General features: G+C 60.5%; 17 protein-coding genes and 3 pseudogenes. 16 read left to right on the forward strand and 4 right to left on the reverse strand.

Features of this window, described 5'->3' with window-relative positions; genetic code table 11:
• Nucleotides 1-91 precede the first annotated feature (91 nt).
• From ACX12D_RS35000 to ACX12D_RS35045, 10 genes and pseudogenes are all read left to right on the forward strand, one after another.
• Nucleotides 92-880: an SDR family NAD(P)-dependent oxidoreductase gene (locus ACX12D_RS35000; protein WP_459377224.1), complete on the forward strand. Its 789-nt coding sequence runs from the start codon at nucleotides 92-94 to the stop codon at nucleotides 878-880.
• Between the two features lie 161 nt (nucleotides 881-1,041).
• A pseudogene (locus tag ACX12D_RS35005) lies at nucleotides 1,042-1,214 on the forward strand (alpha/beta fold hydrolase); the annotation flags it as partial.
• A gap of 60 nt (nucleotides 1,215-1,274) precedes the next feature.
• Nucleotides 1,275-2,120 (forward strand): alpha/beta fold hydrolase, encoded by an 846-nt coding sequence (locus tag ACX12D_RS35010; RefSeq protein WP_459377225.1) that lies wholly within the window; start codon nucleotides 1,275-1,277, stop codon nucleotides 2,118-2,120.
• Nucleotides 2,121-2,175: 55 nt separating this feature from the next.
• Nucleotides 2,176-2,574, forward strand: coding sequence for a helicase (locus ACX12D_RS35015; RefSeq protein WP_459377226.1), 399 nt, complete (start codon nucleotides 2,176-2,178; stop codon nucleotides 2,572-2,574).
• Between the two features lie 239 nt (nucleotides 2,575-2,813).
• Nucleotides 2,814-3,395: a TetR/AcrR family transcriptional regulator gene (locus tag ACX12D_RS35020; RefSeq protein ID WP_441641266.1), complete on the forward strand. Its 582-nt coding sequence runs from the start codon at nucleotides 2,814-2,816 to the stop codon at nucleotides 3,393-3,395.
• Between the two features lie 351 nt (nucleotides 3,396-3,746).
• Nucleotides 3,747-5,399, forward strand: coding sequence for a GMC oxidoreductase (locus ACX12D_RS35025; RefSeq protein WP_441641267.1), 1,653 nt, complete (start codon nucleotides 3,747-3,749; stop codon nucleotides 5,397-5,399).
• Nucleotides 5,377-6,639, forward strand: coding sequence for an NADH:flavin oxidoreductase/NADH oxidase family protein (locus ACX12D_RS35030; RefSeq protein WP_441641268.1), 1,263 nt, complete (start codon nucleotides 5,377-5,379; stop codon nucleotides 6,637-6,639). Before ACX12D_RS35025 ends, ACX12D_RS35030 begins: the two co-directional genes overlap by 23 nt.
• A gap of 171 nt (nucleotides 6,640-6,810) precedes the next feature.
• A complete protein-coding gene (locus ACX12D_RS35035) occupies nucleotides 6,811-7,779 on the forward strand; it encodes an alpha/beta fold hydrolase (RefSeq protein ID WP_441641269.1) in 969 nt (322 codons plus the stop codon).
• A 385-nt stretch (nucleotides 7,780-8,164) separates the two neighbouring features.
• The gene (locus tag ACX12D_RS35040) at nucleotides 8,165-8,833 is read left to right on the forward strand and encodes a tyrosine-type recombinase/integrase (RefSeq protein ID WP_459377227.1); all 669 of its coding nucleotides are present in this window, start codon (nucleotides 8,165-8,167) and stop codon (nucleotides 8,831-8,833) included.
• A 101-nt stretch (nucleotides 8,834-8,934) separates the two neighbouring features.
• Complete coding sequence (locus ACX12D_RS35045; protein ID WP_459377228.1) at nucleotides 8,935-9,348, forward strand: HU family DNA-binding protein; 414 nt, start codon at nucleotides 8,935-8,937, stop codon at nucleotides 9,346-9,348.
• 156 nt (nucleotides 9,349-9,504) lie between these two features.
• On the opposite strand, the pseudogene ACX12D_RS35050 reads toward ACX12D_RS35045, so the two are convergent.
• Together ACX12D_RS35050 and ACX12D_RS35055 are read right to left on the reverse strand one after the other, a co-directional pair.
• Nucleotides 9,505-9,775 (reverse strand): annotated as a pseudogene (locus tag ACX12D_RS35050) (transposase); the annotation flags it as partial.
• 286 nt (nucleotides 9,776-10,061) lie between these two features.
• Nucleotides 10,062-10,946, reverse strand: a complete 885-nt coding sequence (locus ACX12D_RS35055; RefSeq protein WP_459377229.1) for an aldo/keto reductase family oxidoreductase — start codon at nucleotides 10,944-10,946, stop codon at nucleotides 10,062-10,064.
• 97 nt (nucleotides 10,947-11,043) lie between these two features.
• Here ACX12D_RS35055 and ACX12D_RS35060 point away from each other — a divergent pair, with 97 nt between their 5' ends.
• The gene (locus ACX12D_RS35060; protein ID WP_459377230.1) at nucleotides 11,044-11,979 is read left to right on the forward strand and encodes a LysR family transcriptional regulator; all 936 of its coding nucleotides are present in this window, start codon (nucleotides 11,044-11,046) and stop codon (nucleotides 11,977-11,979) included.
• A 33-nt stretch (nucleotides 11,980-12,012) separates the two neighbouring features.
• Here ACX12D_RS35060 and ACX12D_RS35065 read toward each other — a convergent pair.
• Nucleotides 12,013-12,201: pseudogene (locus tag ACX12D_RS35065) on the reverse strand (hypothetical protein); the annotation flags it as partial.
• On the opposite strand from ACX12D_RS35065, the gene ACX12D_RS35070 reads away from it, so the two are divergent.
• Nucleotides 12,137-12,364 (forward strand): hypothetical protein, encoded by a 228-nt coding sequence (locus ACX12D_RS35070; protein ID WP_459377459.1) that lies wholly within the window; start codon nucleotides 12,137-12,139, stop codon nucleotides 12,362-12,364. The pseudogene ACX12D_RS35065 and the gene ACX12D_RS35070 overlap by 65 nt on opposite strands.
• Here the strand turns inward: ACX12D_RS35070 and ACX12D_RS35075 are convergent.
• Complete coding sequence (locus ACX12D_RS35075; RefSeq protein ID WP_459377231.1) at nucleotides 12,356-14,014, reverse strand: AMP-binding protein; 1,659 nt, start codon at nucleotides 14,012-14,014, stop codon at nucleotides 12,356-12,358. The two genes, ACX12D_RS35070 and ACX12D_RS35075, sit on opposite strands and share 9 nt — an antisense overlap.
• 236 nt (nucleotides 14,015-14,250) lie before the next feature.
• On the opposite strand from ACX12D_RS35075, the gene ACX12D_RS35080 reads away from it, so the two are divergent.
• The 4 genes from ACX12D_RS35080 to ACX12D_RS35095 are packed head-to-tail and all read left to right on the forward strand — an operon-like array spanning nucleotide 14,251 to nucleotide 18,376.
• Nucleotides 14,251-14,973, forward strand: a complete 723-nt coding sequence (locus ACX12D_RS35080; protein ID WP_459377410.1) for a nitroreductase — start codon at nucleotides 14,251-14,253, stop codon at nucleotides 14,971-14,973.
• A 44-nt stretch (nucleotides 14,974-15,017) separates the two neighbouring features.
• On the forward strand, nucleotides 15,018-16,388 hold the full coding sequence (locus ACX12D_RS35085) for an MFS transporter (RefSeq protein WP_459377232.1): 1,371 nt from the start codon (nucleotides 15,018-15,020) through the stop codon (nucleotides 16,386-16,388).
• A gap of 19 nt (nucleotides 16,389-16,407) precedes the next feature.
• On the forward strand, nucleotides 16,408-17,166 hold the full coding sequence (locus tag ACX12D_RS35090) for an SDR family NAD(P)-dependent oxidoreductase (RefSeq protein ID WP_459377233.1): 759 nt from the start codon (nucleotides 16,408-16,410) through the stop codon (nucleotides 17,164-17,166).
• Between the two features lie 7 nt (nucleotides 17,167-17,173).
• Entirely contained in the window at nucleotides 17,174-18,376 is a 1,203-nt protein-coding gene (locus ACX12D_RS35095; protein WP_459377234.1) for an acetyl-CoA C-acyltransferase, read from the forward strand.
• The last annotated feature ends 13 nt before the right edge of the window (nucleotides 18,377-18,389 follow it).

Below are 18,389 nucleotides of genomic sequence, written 5' to 3' on the forward strand. Positions count from 1 at the left end.
CCGCAAGTCACGACGCCCTGACGCCTATCCGAGACGGCACTCGTTCAGGCTTGCGACCTCGCCTGAACGACTTTTGCAAAGGAAAGTACCAATGACCACGAATTCGACTGTCCTCATCACCGGCGCCTCGAGCGGCATCGGTGCCACCTACGCTGAACGCTTCGCCCGCCGTGGCCACGACCTCGTGCTTGTTGCGCGCGACAAGGCGCGCCTGGATGCCCTGGCATCGCGCCTGCATGAAGACAGCGGTGTGGCCGTCGAAGTGCGGCAGGCCGATCTGACCGAACCCGCCGACCTGGCTGCGCTCGAAACTCGCCTGCGCGACGACGCTCGCATCGGCATCCTGATCAACAACGCTGGCATGGCTCAGTCGGGCGGCTTCGCGCAGCAGACTGCGGAGAGTATCGAACGCCTGATCACGCTCAATACGACGGCGCTGACGCGGCTCGCAGCTGCGGTCGCTCCGCGCTTTGTGCAGTCTGGTGCCGGCTCGATCGTCAACATTGGCTCGGTGGTGGGTTTCGCCCCCGAGTTCGGCATGTCGATCTACGGCGCCACCAAGGCCTTTGTGCTGTTCCTGTCGCAGGGCCTGAACCTGGAGCTGTCGCCCAAGGGCGTCTACGTGCAGGCGGTGCTGCCGGCAGCGACGCGCACGGAGATATGGGAGCGAGCCGGCATTGACGTCAACACGCTCACCGACGTGATGGAAGTTGGCGAACTGGTCGATGCGGCACTGGTCGGCTTCGACCGCCGCGAACTGGTCACGATCCCACCACTGCACGTGGCCGGACGCTGGGATGCGCTGGATGGCGCGCGTCAAGGACTGCTGTCTGACATTCGACAAGCACACGCGGCCGAGCGCTATCGGCCGCAAGCCTGATCGTTGCGGCTTCTGTCCTACTCGAAAGTCACGCCATGCCTTACTTGCTGAGAACCGTTCTTTGCCTCCTTGCCTTGTCCGCGGCGCTTGTTTCGCCGTTCGCCGCAGGCAACGATGCGATTGCAGTGGACGGCGGCACGAGCACTGCGACATCGACGCAAGTCGTGGCCAATGGCGATGACGATCGGATGGTTCCGACCAGCAATTCGTATGACCTCGCCAAGCTTCTGCCGAACAACCGGTTGGTCATCGCCCCCGATGCTGGCCATGGGGGAGTTCTCCAGTACCAAGAGGACACTCCGTGCGCAAAGCGCTGTCATTTCTCGGGCAGTGAGTCTGCGAGGTTCCCGTAACCAGACCAATTCCCCGCATCAGGCACTCAACAGGTAACCACATGACTGACACCCATATCACCACGCCCACGCGCTTCGTGGATGTCGACGGTACTCGATTCGCCTATCGCCGCTGGGGTAACACCAACTCTTCGCAGCCGGCTTTGCTACTCATTCAGCACTTTCGTGGCGGCATGGACCACTGGGACCCATTGATGACGGACGGTCTTGCCGAAGGCCGAGAAGTCATCCTCTTCAATGCCCGCGGCGTTGCTTCGTCCAGCGGACAGCCGCGCACCTGCATTGAGGACATGGCCGACGACGCAGCGGACTTCGTTCGCGCGCTGGGCTTGCGGAAAATCGACGTTCTGGGCTTTTCGTTGGGCGGATTCCAGGCGCTGGATCTGACTTGGCGCCATCCCGAGCTGGTGCGCAAGATGATGCTGCTTGGCACCGGACCGCGGGGCGGCAATCCCGACATGGAGCCGCAGGTGCTGACCACGGCCCCACGGCCGGTTCCCGTCTTCGAAGACTTCCTGTACCTGTTCTTCGGTCGATCGGCACAAGCGGAGCAGGCCGCGCGCGAATTCTGGCAGCGCCGTCATCAGCGCGTCGACCAAGACCCGCCTTCCTCACCGGAGGTCGCCAAAGCGCAGATCGAGGCCAACATGCTGTACCTGCCCAGACGGTCAGAAGACGACCCTTTTGCCTACCTGCGCGGCATCCAGCAGCCCACCTTCATCCTCAATGGCGTGAACGACGTGATGATCCCGACCGTCAACTCGTTCTACATGGCCCGCAACCTGCCGAATGCGCAGTTGTTCATCTACCCGGACTGCGGTCACGCTGCGCAGTTCCAGTGCCCGCAGCGCTTTCTGCATCACGCAGTGCGGTTCTTGAACGAGTGAAAGCCACGGCACTCCTCGACCCTAATTCACGATTCAGCATCCAAAGGCCCTCGCCATGCTCAAGTTCAAGTTCCTGCTGTGGGCGTTCACCCAGCTTCTGAAACGACAGATCAGAAACAATCCCGACTGTACGCGTTACGTCGGGAGCAAGAACCTGGTGTTTCAGATCCGCACAGTCTCCGGTGTCGGCCGCTACTACGTCATCCGCGATGGCGCCATCCGGTCCTCGGCAGGGCTGGTGGCAAATCCCCAGTTCACCCTGAGCTTCAAGGATGCCGTGAAAGGCTTCGCGATCCTTTCGGCCAAAGACAGCCAGGCAGCGTTCCTCAGGGGCCTGGGCAGCAAGGACTTGATCATCAGCGGCGATTTCCAAGAGGTGATGTGGTTCCAGGGTCTGACAGCATTTCTGCAGCCGCCGAAAATCGTCTCCCCATATGACCGCACCGCGTTCTAAGCCCCATGGAAACAGCCCTGCCCAACCAGCCGTTGCGGTTGACCAATGGCGGCGTGGTGCGCAATCGGCTCAAGCGCGTTGCAAGAGGTAGAGATCCGCGCCCCGACGAGGATGGGCTGTCAGCGTTCTTGAAGTCTCCGCTCAACAGCGGCTGGGGCACCTTTCGCACGCGGCGCCTGCGGGCGCGCAATTGAGATCCGAGGGCTAGCGACCAGAAACTCATCGCTGATGAACTTCATATGAAACGATCCACGACCCGTTCCAAGGAAGCCACACACGAGCGCATCGTCGAAGCTGGTGCACGCGCGATCCGCCGCTGTGGCTATGACGGCATCGGCATCGCCGACATCATGAGGCAGGCAGGCCTTACCCACGGCGGGTTCTACGTGCATTTCGCCTCGCGCGAGGCCATGCTGGCCGAGTTAGCGGACCGCGCAGGTGCCGATGCCATCGCCACCTTTTTGCGCATGACGGCAGCAGTGGCCGCCGAGCAATCCCAGCAGGCACTGCTGCGCGCCTATCTGTCTGAAGAGCACGTGAAGAACCCGGATTTAGGCTGCCCGATCGCAGCCTTGGGATCGGAGATGCCACGTCAGGCGCCGGCGGTGCGACGTGCAATTACGCGGCGCATCAAAGAAATGATCGACGTCGTTTCCCGCCAATCGGCCGACTGGGGTCAGCCCGGTGCGCATAAGCGCGCCTTGGCGATCACCGCCACGATGATTGGGGCAGTGGTGCTGGCGCGTGCAGTCGACGAAGAACCGCTGTCCGAGTTGGTGCTGGAGGCGGTGCGTGCGCATCTCGCCCGTGCGGCGGATTGAATTGTCCATGCACGACTCTCACCATCCACCGAGACGTAGGACATGGGGGCTTCTTCCAACATCGCGCCGACTTCGTCCCCAAGGCGCTGGAACTCCTATGGCAGTGAGTCCTTCGTGGACCAGCGACGAATGAAGTTCCTCGTGAATCAGACGCCTGCAAGAGCACGAGATTGCCATTGGCCGGCGAGCTAGGAAGAAGCCTGTCCACCGCCAAGCCAACTGTCTCTGAATCAGACGCCCGGCTTCGCCACTACGAAACACCATACCAATAGAAAGGAGACGAACCATGAGCATCTCGGACGCAGCAGCGCGCGTTGGGGGCACCTCCACTGCAGGCTTAAGGTGTTCGAAATGAACGCCTCCTACGACTTCGACTACATCGTGATTGGCTCTGGTTTCGGCGGCAGCGTGTCGGCCTGCCGACTGACCGAAAAGGGCTATTCCGTTGGCGTCATTGAGATGGGTAAGCGCTGGAGGGCTGAAGATTTTCCCAAGACCAACTGGGACGCACGGCGCTGGATGTGGCTGCCGGGCATGAAGATGTACGGCTTTTACAACATGCGGCTGTTCCGCCACGTCATGGTGTTGAGCGGCAATGCGGTTGGCGGAGGGTCCATCACCTATGCCAACGCCTTGCTGGTTCCCCCCGACAGCGTATGGGATGAGGGTTCCTGGGCCGGCCTGCAGGATTGGAAGCACATCATGCCGCGGTATTACGCGATGGCGGAGCGGATGCTGGGTGTGACCGAAAACAAGCTTCTTGGCGAGGCTGACCTGCGACTCAAGAAGATGGCCGACTTGCAGGGCGTGGGCAACACATTTCACAGCGGCCGCGTCGCGACCTTATTTGCACCAAATGGCGAACCAGGCGGCCAAACCTATCCTGATCCGTATTTCGGTGGTGAAGGCCCCGAACGGGGGACTTGCATCGGTTGCGGTGGCTGCATGGTGGGTTGTAAGCATAACGCCAAGAACACGCTCGACAAGAACTACCTCTACTTCGCAGAAAAACGGGGTGCACAAGTCATTGCCGAAACCAAAGTGGTGGACGTGCGTCCGCTCAACGGCAAAGAAGACGGCAGCGACGGCTATGAGGTCTTCACCGAGCGCTCGACCGCATGGTTCGAGAAGCAGCGGCGCGTCTTCCGCTGTCGCGGCGTTGTATTTTCGGCGTCTTCATTGGGCACGATGGATTTGTTGTTCCGGCTGAGGCAGAGGGGCTCTTTGCCACGCATTAGCAATGACCTCGGCAAGCGCGTGCGCACCAATGCTGAGTCTCTTGTTGGCGTGCGCTTTCCGGCCAAAGATAAAAGCATGTCGCCAGGCGTGGCCGGGGGCGCAGGAGTCTATATCGACGAGCGTACACACATCGGGGCGGTACGCTATCCGGAAGGCTCGGATGCGACAGGCCTGATGATGACGCTGTTGTCCGGTGGCCGCGCGGGATGGACAAGGATTCTTTCGTGGCTGTGGACTCTGCTGACGCATCCCGTCAACGCGGTGCGTGTGCACAACCCTTTCGGCTTCGCGCGGCAGACCGTCTTGTTCGTGGTGATGCAGACGGTGGATGCGTTTATCAGCATGCAGTTCAAGCGCCGCTGGTATTGGCCGTTTACAAGGCAGCTGTGTACCGAAGGCGACCCGATCCCCACCTTCATCCCTGAGGCAAATGCCTTTGTGGAAAAGGGAGCAAAGGCGTTGGGCGGCATCCCCACGACCCTGCTGACCGAGATTCTTTTCAACATTCCCACCACGGCGCACTGCATGGGCGGCTGCGCGATGGCGGACTCTCCCGAGCGCGGCGTGATAGACGTTCAAAACCGCGTCTTTGGATATCAAAACATGCTGGTCTGCGACGGCTCGATGCTCAGCGCCAACCTTGGCGTGAACCCGAGTCTGACCATCACCGCGCTGGCCGAGCGCGCGATGTCCCACATTCCAGCGAAATCCCCCCTTGCACGCTCTCTTTCGAGTACTCCTCATGTCCAACCCGTCCACATCTAACGCTAACCTGCTGAATCAGCCCTTGCGCCTGCCCAATGGCGGCATGCTCCGCAACCGCCTCGCCAAATCGTCCATGAGCGAAACGCTGGGCACCTACGACAACCATGCGACGCCAAAGCTCGTCGAGCTCTACCGGCGCTGGGCTACTTCAGGCATTGGTCTGCTCCTGACCGGCAACGTAATGATCGATCGCCGAGCGCTAGGCGAGCCCGGCAACGTCGTGATCGAAGACGAGTCCGACCTACTCATCCTGCAGCAATGGGCCCGCGCAGCCACAGATCAGGGAGCATCCCTGTGGGTGCAGCTGAACCACCCCGGAAAGCAATCGCCCAAGGGGCTGAACGCCAGTAATCTCTCGCCATCGGCCATCCCATTTCGTGAAGATATGGCGGCGTTCTTTGAGACACCGCGAGAAGCCGATACTGCGGAGATCCACGAGATCATCCAGCGCTTCGGACGCAGCGCCGGCATCTGCAAGAAAGCCGGCTTCAGCGGCGTACAGATCCATGGTGCCCATGGCTATCTGATCAGCCAGTTTCTGTCGCCCCATCACAACCATCGCAATGACGAATGGGGGGGGACTGCGGAGAACCGGCGCCGCTTTGTGATGGCAGTCTATGCAGAGATTCGTCGCCAGGTCGGCGCGGATTTCCCGGTGGGCATCAAGCTTAATTCGGCCGACTTCCAGCGCGGCGGATTCACCGAAGAGGAATCGATGGCCACAATCCGGGCGCTCGTCGAAGCGGGCATTGACCTGATCGAGATTTCCGGCGGCACCTACGAGGCACCGGCCATGAGCGGGGCCTTCCAACAACCGCAAAAAGCCTCGACTGCAGCGCGCGAAGCTTACTTCCTGGAGTTCGCGGAGAAAGTGCGTGCGGAGGTCCAGGTACCGCTGATGGTCACCGGCGGTTTCCGTACTGCCGACGGCATGAACGCCGCACTACGCTCCGGTGCACTCGACATCGTCGGCCTTGCACGGCTGTTGGCGATCGATCCCGATGCGCCGGCTGCGTTGCTGCAAGGTCGCGATAGCACGCAGCGCGTGCGGCCGATCACCACAGGTATCAAACCGGTGGATCGCATGGGAATCATGGAGGTCCTCTGGTACACCCGCCAACTCAAGCGCATTGCCGAGGGCAGTAACCCCCGTCCAAACGAAAGCGGTCTGGTGGCCTTTCTCAAGAGCCTGGTGACCAGCAGTTGGGGCAACTATCGCACCAAGCGGATGCGGGCTTGATTGTCATCCCCCCCTTTTTCATTTCTTTCACTGCTTGGTAATCTCGGCGCATGTGCTCTGGACACCCTACCGCGTTCTCGCACAAGGCGCTGACTTCTATGCTCGAGGTGCGGATTGGCGGTAGCCGCCAATCGCTCAGTTAAGGACGCCCAAATCTTGGAGATCAGTGCAATGCGTCATCTACTGAAGACAAGCCTGCTCGGACTCGCTCTGGCAGCAACACTCATTTCATCGAAAGCGGGGGCCGCTGATACCCCGGCAGACGGAGCGCGGATGAGCCCACCGCCGCTGGAACAGGCACAGGAGGTCAATTGGAAGACCGTACCAACGCAGACGATCACGGCTGGCGGAGTGGACTTCGCATACCGGGAACTCGGCAGGCAGCACGGCGGCACGCCGGTGGTGTTTCTCACCCATCTGGCCGCTGTACTGGACAACTGGGATCCTCGGGTTATTGAAGGTTTTGCGGCCGCACATCACGTTGTCACTTTCGATAATCGCGGGGTGGGAGCTTCCAGTGGCACACCGTCGAGCTCGATTGAAGAGATGGCTGATGACGCCATTGCCTTCATTAAAGCTATGGGCTTCAAGCAAGTAGACCTCTTCGGTTTCTCGATGGGCGGGATGATCGCCCAGGAAATCGCGCTGAAGGAGCCGCAGATCGCTCGCAGAATGATTCTCGCGGGCACCGGGCCCGCTGGCGGTGAAGGCATCAGCACGGTTTCCGGCGTGACGTTCTACGATATGGCGCGAGGCTTCTTCACCGGCCAGGATCCGAAGCAGTACCTGTTCTTCACCCGCACGCCAAACGGCATCGAGGCTGGCAAGGCATTCCTAGAGCGTCTGAAGGAGCGCTCGGAGGACCGCGACAAGGAGATCAGCGTCACCGCGTTCCTGGCTCAGTTGGAGGCACTGCGCATCTGGGGGTTGAAAGGGCCAGCGGATCTGTCGGTCGTGAAGGTCCCGGTCTTCGTTGTCAATGGCGACAGCGACCGGATGGTGCCAAGCAAGAACTCGCAAGACCTTGCGCAGCGCCTGCCGAACAGCAGCCTAATCATCTACCCCGATTCCGGCCATGGGGGCATCTTCCAATACCACGCCGACTTTGTGCCCAAGGCACTCGAATTTCTTGCTCGATAGGTGCCGAAGACAACGTGCATTCCGACTCGTAATCGCCTTGATTCTGACTTCACACATCACACATTCATCATCCCTGTCGCCAAGATGATGCAATCTCTGTTTTGGCGAATGCTAATGAAAGGAGGAAATCTTGCCCAATCCGATAGGAAATAACGATGCAACATATTCCCAAGATCAAGCCGACCTCTTCAGAAAGTGGGTCGACCATTTCGGAGCGGTTGACCCCAAGGAACTCGACCTTGGGACGCTGATGGCAATCCACGAACTGGTCCTAGGCGGCTTGTCGCCGAGCGCTCTAGGTCGCGAACGCGGCTTCCATTGATGGCTTACCGCGCTCAAATTCTGGCAATCGCCGGACGCACTCGGTTATAGCACCGCCACGCGCATGCGTTCTCTGAAGCTGCTGGACCGGCTTTGCCGGCATCTGGTTGCCGTGGGCGTGCGCGAGAGCAACCCAGCCAATCAGCTGGTGCGGGATGGCCGTTGGCCGAAGGACGAGCCGGACCCTATCTACCTGCCCGAGGACGCCAACGCCCGGCTGCAAGCATGGATCCAGTCGCACGACGGCGACGATCTCGCTGTCTTGCGAAGCCGTGCCATCGTGGCATTCTTCCTAGCCACCGGCGTCACCGCAGCAGAAGCGCGCACGGCCCGGCGGGAGGATCTGCAGCCCGGTACATCCGCACCCTTTCTGCGCGTGCCAGCCCATGGCGCGCGCGACACCCGCACGGTCCCCATCGGGTCCTTCGCGGTGCCGATCCTGGCTGAATGGCACGTTCGCCGCCGGACACTGCCGGTCGCCGGCGACCTCGTCTTCTCACTGAGGGCCAGCGGCGGGCCGATCACTGATATGAGCCTTGGCAAGATTGTGCGAGCGGCGCTCTTGGCCATCGATTTCGAAGACGAAGACATGAGCCCGCGGGTGCTGCGCAACACGTACTCCCGGCGTCAGCTACTTGCCGGCCACAGCCGGGATGAAGTCAGCAAGCTGCTTGGACTGGCCAGCACGCGAACCTGCGACCGAATCAGGGCTACCATCGCCGCGCAGTTGTAGTCGTTGGTTTCACTCAGTCGCACACACCTCATGGAATTTGCTATTCTCACGAACGCCTCCACGGCGACATATCAACGAATAACTAGATCACAGAAGAATCCATGGCAACCAAAGCGAAAGCTGTCGTAAAGACCCCGGCCAAGCCAGCAGCCAAGAAGGCAGCGGCACCTGCCACGAAGGCGGCCGCACCGGTAGCGAAACCGCTGAAGGAAACCTTCACCAAGGCGAGCTTGCTGGCCCATCTGGTCGCCCAGACCGAGCTGGACGCCAAGACCGTCAAGACCGTGCTGGCACATCTGGAAAACACGGTCCTGAGCGCGGTGCACAAGAAGGGTGCGGGCGAGTTCACGCTCCCTGGCCTGTTCAAGATCACTGCCCTGCAAGTGGCGGCGACCAAAAAGCGCTTCGGCAAGAACCCGTTCACCGGTGAGGACCAGTGGTTCGCGGCCAAGCCGGCCACCGTTAAGGTGAAGGTGCGCCCGCTGAAGAAGCTGAAGGACGCCGCCGCGCTGTAAGCCGGAACCGGCATGTAGCACGAAGGGAGCCCGCGCGGCTCCCTTTTGTATTCGACGCGGAGATGCGAATTTAGCCTCTCAGGGTAGGAAATCGACGCCGATGGCCCAAAGCCTGGTGGCAGAGCACCACTACCCCTGCCAGTGCGAGCAGGCCGCCTAGAGCATCCAACAAAATGACTTCCTGAGGTGCCGCCAGCAGATGATGCAACAAGCAATTTTCAGGAAGGCTTCGTGAATGATGGCGAGGCGGTCAAAGCGAACGCGCAATTGCTTGAGGTTGTGCAGCCAGGCGATGGGTGCGTTCGACGATCCAGCGGGTTTTGCCAAGGCCGCTGCCATGCGGCTCGCCGCGGCGAGCAATCTCGGTGCTGATGCCGTTGGCATGCAGCGGCTGGCGATATTTGTCGTGGTCGTATCCACGATCACCCGTCCTGTTTTTGACCCGACCCCACGGCACGAACAGAAGAAAAGTCACTTGAAGTTAACAGCCTCCGTAAGCTCATTTTGTTAGATGGTATGGACGCCTCCCCCTGGCAACGGGTATCTCTGGCACAAGGATCAGGATCCGGGGATCCTACACCGCGTAGGCCAAGCTGTGCCAAAGTGGAGCTGCCGAGTGCAACCACCTGCGCGAGGGGCCGGACATAAGCGTGCTGCCTTCACCTGCCTACCAACATGCCAAACCGCTTGCAATCCGGGAAGCGTCTGGCTTCTTAGTGGGCCGCGTCGATCGGCGCCCCAATCGAATTCAGCTTGGCAATCGCTTCGGCTGGGAGCTTCAGATTGGCGGTCTTGAGGTTCTCGCGCAGGTGCGCGACAGACGAGGTACCAGGAATCAGCAGGATGTTCGGCGAGCGCTGCAGAAGCCAAGCCAGTGCTACCTGCAAGTGGGATGCACCGAGTTCCTGCGCAACGTCGGAGAGGGTGGACGACTGCAGCGGACTGAAGCCACCCAGCGGGAAGAACGGCACGTACGGAATGTTCGATGCAGCGAGCTCATCGATCAAGACGTCATCGGTGCGATGCGCCAGGTTGTAGTGGTTCTGCACGCATGCGATCTCGGTAATTGCGCGGCCCTGCGCCACTTGCGTCGGCGTGACGTTGCTCAGGCCGATGTGACGCACAAGCCCTTGCTGCTGAAGTTCAGCCAATGCGGTCAGCTGCGCCTCGATCGACCCCTCCGCCGGCCCTTGCGCGTCGAACATGACCCTGAGGTTGACCACATGGAGGACATCGAGACCCAGATTGCGCAGGTTGTCATGAACTGCCTGCGCCAGTTCTTTCGGCGAGAACGCCGGAAGCCAGGCGCCATCCGCGCCTCGCAGCGCACCGATCTTGGTGACGATCACTAGGTCGTCCGCATAGGGTGACAGGGCTTCACGGATAAGCTGGTTGGTCAAGTGCGGACCGTAGAAGTCACTTGTGTCGATATGGTTGACGCCCTGAGCAACGGCCTCGCGCAACACCGACAAGGCCGCCTCGCGGTCCTTGGGCGGCCCGAAGACATTGGGCCCCGCCAGTTGCATGGCGCCATAACCCAGTCGCTTTACCGCGCGGTTGCCGAGGGTGAACGTCCCGACCTGATCAATTGCTGACATTTTTCATCTCCTGTGGATGCGTGAATGCCAAGCGTAGTCGCGCAAATGAGAAATGAAAATATGGACAATCGGCACGGGGCGTGCGACATTTTGCACAATGAATACAGATCTCAATGACCTGAAAGCCTTTGTCACGGTGGCGCGTGCAGGGGGCTTTCGCGACGCAGCCCGCTCCAGCGGGGTCAGTGCCTCGGGGCTCAGCGAGGCACTGCGTCGACTGGAAGCACAGCTGGGTGTGCGCCTGCTGCATCGTACTACGCGGAGCGTGACACTCACCGAAGCGGGCTCAGACCTGTTGGCGAGACTCGTCCCTGCTCTGACCGAAGTGCAGTCCGCATTGGCGGCTGTCAACGACTTCCGTGACAGGCCGGCCGGCACGCTGAAGCTGAATGTGCCCGCGAGCGTTGCAAGGCTGGTGTTGCCCGGCATCATTCCCCCGTTTCTGGCCAAGTATCCGGACATCGCCCTTGAAGTGATCGTCGAAGAGAGCTTCGTGGACGTGCTCGCTGCCGGCTGCGATGCGGGCGTTCGCTACGGCGAGCGACTGGAGCAGGACATGATTGCAGTGCCCATCGGACCGCGGTCACAACGTATCGCCGTGGCGGCTTCGCCGGCCTACCTCGATCACCATGGTCGGCCAGAGCATCCCCGCGAACTGATCGGCCACGCCTGCCTGAGGGGGCGCTTTCCAAGTGGCGCCATGCCGGCCTGGGAGTTCGAAGGCGAAGGCGAGACGTTGCGCATTGACCCCAAGGGACCACTGGTCATCGGCCTGGGGGGCGCGGCGGACCTGCTGATTGACGCGGCGCTGGCAGGAACCGGGATTGTCTATCTCTTCGAGGACTGGCTAAAACCCCATCTGGCCAACGGAACGCTGGAACCCATTCTGGAGCCCTGGTGGCAGGATTTTCCGGGACCGTTCTTGTACTACTCCGGGCGGAACTTTATGCCCACGCCCCTGAAGGCTTTTATCGAGTTCATCAGATCCACGGATGTGTCCGAACCGAGGCACCCAGCGCGCAAGCCCCTTTGACGCTGGCCCCATCCACGCACGGCAGCACTGACCTCATTCGCCATCGGCGCTTGCGGTTGTCACGAGCGATTCGATCTGGGGCATTTTGCGCGCCCAAAATGATTCGGTGATGAAATCCACGAACGCGCGCGTCTTCGCCGGCAGCAGCTTTTGATTCGTGAAATACAACGATAGCGCGCCAACATCGACGTACCAGTCCGGCAACAAGCGCACCAACTGCCCGCACGTCCGCATTGGCGTTCAGTCGGCCGATCAGCGCCTCCAATGCGGCAAGGCTCTCAATATTGAAGGCGTTAACCGGCGGGCGCTTGAGCGTTACCAGTGCGGTATGCCCGTCAACAATGCAATCGATCATAGTTCAGTGCTGCAAGAAGGGTTAACGTGAGCTGGCCAAATCGGTGATGGCCTCGCGGCTTCGGGCCATTTCGCGCAGCCGGAATTTCTGAATCTTTCCGGTACCGGTTTTCGGTAGCGCACCATAGACAACGCGAACGGGGCACTTGTAGTGCGCCAGTCGATCACGACAGAAGGCAATGACTTCAGCCTCGGATGGCTCGGCGTAGCCGTCTTTGAGCTCGATGAATGCGCAGGGCGACTCTCCCCATTTCGGGTGGGGTTGGGCGACGACCGCAGCAATCAGGACGGCCGGGTGTTGATGGAGGACATCTTCCACCTCCACGGATGAGATGTTTTCCCCGCCTGAGATAATCACGTCCTTGGATCGATCGGTAATCTGGATGTACCCGTCAGAGTGCACTACTGCCACGTCGCCAGTGTGGAACCACCCCCCTCCAAAGGCCCGCTCGGTGGCTTCGGGATTCTTCAAATAGCCTTTCATGACGATGTTGCCCCGCAACAAGAGCTCGCCTTGTGTTCGGCCATCCCACGGTACCGCGCGCATTGTGTCGGGATCCGCGACGTATAACCCTTCTAGCGCGGCCGCACGGTTTCCCTGGCGTGCCATCAGACGAGCCTTGGCGTCCGGCGACATGGAGTTCCAGGCGGGATTGGCGTACGAACTGACCGGTGTGCCGGAAGCCTCCGTAATCCCATACACATGCTCGACGTCGAAGCCCATTTCGCTCACGGCCTTGAGTACGGTTGCAGGAGGAGGCGAGCCCGCCGTACGGATGCGAACGGGATGCGAGAACGCTCGGCGCTCTCCCTCTGTTGCTGTGGCGAGGGAGGCGAGCACAATGGGTGCCGCGCAGAAATGGTCCACGCCGTGCGCTTCAATCGCATGGAAGATGTTTGCGGCCGTCACTTTGCGCAGGCACACGTGAGTGCCGGCTGCTGCGGTAATGGCCCACGCGAAGCACCAACCATTGGCATGGAATAGCGGCAGCGTCCACAAGTACTTAGGGCCGCGCGGCATGCCCCAATCGGTGAGCTGCAGCAAGCTCATCAGGTACACACCCCGATGGCTCGGGACGACTCCCTTGGGATCGGATGTGGTTCCGGAGGTGTAGTTCAGCGCGATGGCATCCCACTCGTCCTTGGGATAGATTCCCGGAAAGTCGGCATCGCCTTGCCGGAGGAACTGCTCATATTCATGTTCGCCGATCAGTTCGTATTCGGGCGCCAACGTATCGGCGATATCGATGATCAGGGGAGGATTGTCGAGTCCCTCGAGGGCGGCCGCTGCAAGAGCGGAAAATTCCCGATCCACCAGCAGGACCTTGGCTTCGCCGTGCTTCAGGATAAACCGCACACCATCCGCATCAAGCCGGCAGTTGATAGCGTTCAATACAGCCCCACTCAGGGGGATGCCATGATGGGCTTCCACCATTGCCGGAGTGTTCGGGGCAAGGATCGACACGGTGTCGCCTTTTCCGATGCCGAGCTTGATGAGGGCACTTGCCAGGCGTCGGCAGCGCTCCCTGGTCGTGCTCCACGACTGGCGGAGGTTGCCATGAACAATGGCGTCCCTGTTCGGGTACTGCTCGGCGCAGCGGTCCAAGAAGTGCAGCGGGGTCAACGGAACGTGGTTGGCGTTGTTGCGCTCCAGGCCGATTTCGTAAATGTTGTTGCTCACGACTGTCTCCTACCGAGTTCTATGAGTACTGTGCTATGCGCACAAATGGAACCCGGAAAGTAAGCCGATTCCTCTTGCGACACTGTCTTGCACAAGACATTGCCGACGCGCTCGGCGTCGAGAACAGGAATAACCCGGAATTGTCGGCTATGTGACAGTACCTGTTCAACGCGAAACCTAGTCTCTTACCCGAAAGGCTGATGCAGCCATTTTGAGTAGAGAGCGTGAGCGTGAACCTGAACAGATTGAGTCCCCCGCCTGGGGAGCTTCCAGCCGTGCGTCGCGCGGTCGAATGGGCGATTACGACGCGCCGTAGCGTCCGTGCCTTCCTCCCGGAGCCCGTGTCAACCGACGTCGTCGAGGCGATCCTGAACACCGCGCGGTTCGCAGCGACCGGGGTGAATATGCAGCCATGGAAGGTGCACGTGCTGATGGGTGCCGCCAAGGACCGGGTCTGCGCGGCGATTCGGAACGTGGATGACGATCCGGCGCTTGCCTCGGAGCACGGCGACGAATGGGCGTATTACCCGCTGGAATGGACGTCCCCGTATCTCGATCGCCGTCGCGCGGTAGGTTGGCAGCTCTACAGCCTCCTTGGCATCGAGAAGGGCGACAAGGCCAGCATGCACGCCCAGCACGGCCGGAACTATCAGTTCTTTGATGCGCCCGTCGGCCTCTTCTTCACGGTTGACCGAATGATGAACCAGGGAAGCCTGCTGGACTACGGGATGTTCCTGCAAAACATCATGGTCGTGGCGCGCACGTACGGCCTGAGTACTTGCCCTCAGGCTGCGTTCATGAAGTACCACAGGATCATCGAACAGGAGTTGGCACTTGGTGCCCAGGAGAAGTTCGTGGTCGGGATGAGTCTGGGATATGCCGATGAGGAGCGCATCGAGAACTCACTGGCATCAGAGCGTGAACCCGCCTCCAGCTTCACGACGTTTCACAAGGAATAACCGCAGCTCACGAGTGATTTGACCCATCAAAAATGGAGGAGACTATGACAAAAGAAATTGACGTTCAAAAAGTAGCAGACACAGCCAAGTTCTCTGGCTTTCACCGGATGATTCTCTTCTGGTGCGTGATGATCCTGGTGCTGGATGGCTACGACCTGGCGGTAGTGGGTGCGGCGCTGCCGTCGATCATGAAGCAGATGGGAGTCGATGCCACGAGGGCCGGATTCATGGCGAGTTCTGCGCTGTTCGGCATGATGTTTGGCGCGATCTACCTCGGCACGCTCGCCGACAAGATCGGCCGCAAGTTGTCCATCTGCGTGTGCGTCGGACTTTTCAGCGTCTTTACTGCTGCCGCCGGCCTGACGACGGACCCGATCAGCTTCAGTGTGATGCGTTTCTTGGCAGGCCTCGGTATCGGCGGCGTGCTGCCTGTCGTGACGGCCCAGATGGGAGAGTTTGCACCCAGCAAGATCCGGGCTCGGCTCGTAACCATCGTATTTGCCGGGTATTCGATCGGCGGGATTCTGGTTGCCCTGACCGGCAAGGGCCTGATCGAAGTATATGGCTGGCAGGCGGTGTTTTTCGTTGCCGGGCTGCCGGTGCTCTTCATTCCGTTCATCTTGTGGACCATGCCGGAATCCATGGCGTTTCTCGCGAGAAAGCAGCGGGACGAATCGCTTCGTGCTGTGGTTCGCAAGCTCGCCCCCGAGCTGCAGATTGCGCCGGATGATCGTCTGGTCGTGCCCCAGGAAGCGATGGCGTCCAATGCCCCCGTTGCGGCGCTTTTCGCCCGTGGGCGCGCCGTGAGCACTCTGATGATCTGGGTCGCCTTCTTTACCGGCCTCTTCATGGTCTATTCGCTCAGTTCGTGGTTGACGAAGCTCATGGCGATGTCCGGATACAGCCTCGGTTCTGCCTTGAACTTTGTACTGGTGTTCAACATCGGTGCTGTATGCGGCGCGGTCGGTGGCGGCTGGCTGGGGGACCGTTTCAATATCAAGCACGTGCTGGTGGCGTTCTATGCCACGGGTGCTGTGTCGCTTTCCCTCATGGGATACACGAAGGTGACCGAACTGCTGTTCGTACTCGTGTTCGTTGTCGGCGCCTCGACGCTCGGCACGCAGTTGCTCGCCTATGCCTATGCGGGGGAGTTCTATCCGGGCTCCATTCGTTCCACTGGCGTGGGCTTCGCCTCGGGCATCGGACGGCTCGGCGCCATCGCGGCACCTGTGCTCATCGGCGCACTCGTGGCAATGAAGCTTCCACTTGAACAGAATTTCTTGGCCATCGGCTTTGCCGGCCTGGTCGGGACCCTGGCGGTCATGCTCATCGATCACCGCCAAAGCGCATCCGTGCAACCGCCGCAGGAAGCTTCACTTTCCTCGCTCGATGTGCACGCATCCACCAACCGCTGAACCAACTATTTCCGTAGACATGCAGATTCAGGACAACGTATTTGTGGTGACCGGGGCCGGCTCCGGTCTTGGTGCTGCCACCGCAACAGCACTTGCTGAGAAGGGGGCGAAAGTCGTTATCGTCGACCTCGATTTGAACACCGGACAAGAGGTCGCGCGCAGGACAGGCGGCGTCTTTGTCCCGGCAGACGTCACAAACGAGGACAGCGTGAAGGAGATGTTCGACTTCGCTGCCGGGCTGGGATCTTTGCGTGGACTCGTCAACTGTGCTGGCGTTGCTCCTGCTGAAAAAGTGATTGGCAAGAACGGCGTGCATGCCCTGGCATCGTTCAGCCGCACGCTTCAGATCAACGTTGCAGGAACGTTTAATGTCCTCCGCCTTGGGGCGGCACTGATGGCAGAGCAGCAGCCGTCGGTTGACGGCGAACGCGGCATCATCGTCAACACGGCATCGGTTGCTGCCTTCGACGGCCAGGTCGGCCAAAGCGCGTATTCCGCCTCGAAGGGCGCAGTCGTGGCAATGACACTGCCACTGGCGCGCGAACTGGCGCGATTTGGCGTACGGGTGGTAACGATCGCGCCGGGGATCATGGCAACCCCCATGTTGCTCGCCATGCCTGACGAGGTGCAGAAGTCGCTTGGGGCATCCGTGCCGTTTCCCCAGCGCATGGGCAGGCCACAGGAGTTTGCGGATCTTGTGCAGCACGTTATCGGCAATCCTTACCTCAACGGTGAGGTCATTCGTCTCGACGGTGCCATCCGTATGGCAGCGAAGTGAGGTACTCATGGTGAACTCGACAAACGATCCAGTCGTCGTCCTATCGGTGGCGCGTACGCCTATCGGTGGGTTCCAAGGCGAGCTTTCCTCCTTGACTGCTCCGGAGATGGGAGGGGCAGCAATTCGTGCGGCCGTAGAACGTGCCGGCCTGACTCCCTCCTGCATTCAGGAACTTCTCATGGGGTGCGTCCTCCCAGCGGGCGTTGGACAGGCGCCCACGCGGCAGGCAGGTATCCGCGGGGGCCTGGAGCTTGCTACGCCTTGCACCACTATCAGCAAGGTTTGCGGATCCGGGATGAAGGCGGTCATGTTGGCCCATGATCTGTTGCTGGCAAACAGCAACGACATCATGATCGCCGGCGGCATGGAATCCATGTCGAATGCGCCTTATCTGCTGCCGAAAGCGCGAGCCGGCTATCGGCTCGGCCATGGCAAGGTAATGGATCACATGTTTCTGGACGGTCTTGAGGACCATTACAGCGAGGACACGCGTGGGCGCCTGATGGGCACATTTGCCGAGGATTGCGCCGCGACGTATGGCTTCACGAGGGAGGCCCAGGACGAATGGGCGGTGATGTCGACGCTGCGGGCGCAGGCTGCGATCAATGCGGGTAGTTTCGCGTGGGAGACGGTGCCTCTTACCGTAGATGCCAGGAAGGGCCCGGTATCGGTAACGCGTGATGAACAGCCGCTGAAGGCTGACCTGAATCGAGTTCCCACCTTGAAGCCGGCCTTCAAGAGGGAGGGGACCGTGACGGCAGCAAATTCGAGTTCGATCTCGGACGGCGCCGCGGCGATGGTCCTTACCCGGGAGTCCATTGCCGACAAGATGCAACTCCAGCCGCTTGCTAGGATCATGGGCCATGCGACGCACGCGCAGCCTCCGGCGACGTTCACCACCGCTCCGATTGGCGCGATCCGGAAGCTTCTCGACGGATTGGGATGGGCCGCATCCGCGGTCGATCTTTGGGAGATTAACGAGGCGTTTGCGGTTGTTGCGATGGCCGTCGTGCAGGACCTGCAACTAGACCGGGAGAAGGTCAACATTCACGGCGGGGCATGTGCACTCGGCCATCCCATTGGCGCATCTGGTGCGCGAATCCTGGTAACGCTTATCGGTGCGCTTCGCAGGGCCGGTGGCCGCCGAGGAATTGCAAGCCTGTGCATCGGCGGTGGTGAAGCCACCGCCGTAGCGGTAGAGATGGTGTAGGGAGAGCGGCATT

The organism is Cupriavidus sp. PET2-C1 (assembly GCF_054515855.1).

Excerpts from the sequence above, each read along its gene's own strand:
- ACX12D_RS35000 (WP_459377224.1), top strand. The coding sequence starts at position 92 with ATGACCACGAATTCGACTGTCCTCATCACCGGCGCCTCGAGCGGCATC.
- ACX12D_RS35010 (WP_459377225.1), top strand. The coding sequence starts at position 1,275 with ATGACTGACACCCATATCACCACGCCCACGCGCTTCGTGGATGTCGAC.
- ACX12D_RS35015 (WP_459377226.1), top strand. The coding sequence starts at position 2,176 with ATGCTCAAGTTCAAGTTCCTGCTGTGGGCGTTCACCCAGCTTCTGAAA.
- ACX12D_RS35020 (WP_441641266.1), top strand. The coding sequence starts at position 2,814 with ATGAAACGATCCACGACCCGTTCCAAGGAAGCCACACACGAGCGCATC.
- ACX12D_RS35025 (WP_441641267.1), top strand. The coding sequence starts at position 3,747 with ATGAACGCCTCCTACGACTTCGACTACATCGTGATTGGCTCTGGTTTC.
- ACX12D_RS35030 (WP_441641268.1), top strand. The coding sequence starts at position 5,377 with ATGTCCAACCCGTCCACATCTAACGCTAACCTGCTGAATCAGCCCTTG.
- ACX12D_RS35035 (WP_441641269.1), top strand. The coding sequence starts at position 6,811 with ATGCGTCATCTACTGAAGACAAGCCTGCTCGGACTCGCTCTGGCAGCA.
- ACX12D_RS35040 (WP_459377227.1), top strand. The coding sequence starts at position 8,165 with ATGCGTTCTCTGAAGCTGCTGGACCGGCTTTGCCGGCATCTGGTTGCC.
- ACX12D_RS35045 (WP_459377228.1), top strand. The coding sequence starts at position 8,935 with ATGGCAACCAAAGCGAAAGCTGTCGTAAAGACCCCGGCCAAGCCAGCA.
- ACX12D_RS35055 (WP_459377229.1), bottom strand. The coding sequence starts at position 10,946 with ATGTCAGCAATTGATCAGGTCGGGACGTTCACCCTCGGCAACCGCGCG.
- ACX12D_RS35060 (WP_459377230.1), top strand. The coding sequence starts at position 11,044 with ATGAATACAGATCTCAATGACCTGAAAGCCTTTGTCACGGTGGCGCGT.
- ACX12D_RS35085 (WP_459377232.1), top strand. The coding sequence starts at position 15,018 with ATGACAAAAGAAATTGACGTTCAAAAAGTAGCAGACACAGCCAAGTTC.
- ACX12D_RS35090 (WP_459377233.1), top strand. The coding sequence starts at position 16,408 with ATGCAGATTCAGGACAACGTATTTGTGGTGACCGGGGCCGGCTCCGGT.
- ACX12D_RS35095 (WP_459377234.1), top strand. The coding sequence starts at position 17,174 with ATGGTGAACTCGACAAACGATCCAGTCGTCGTCCTATCGGTGGCGCGT.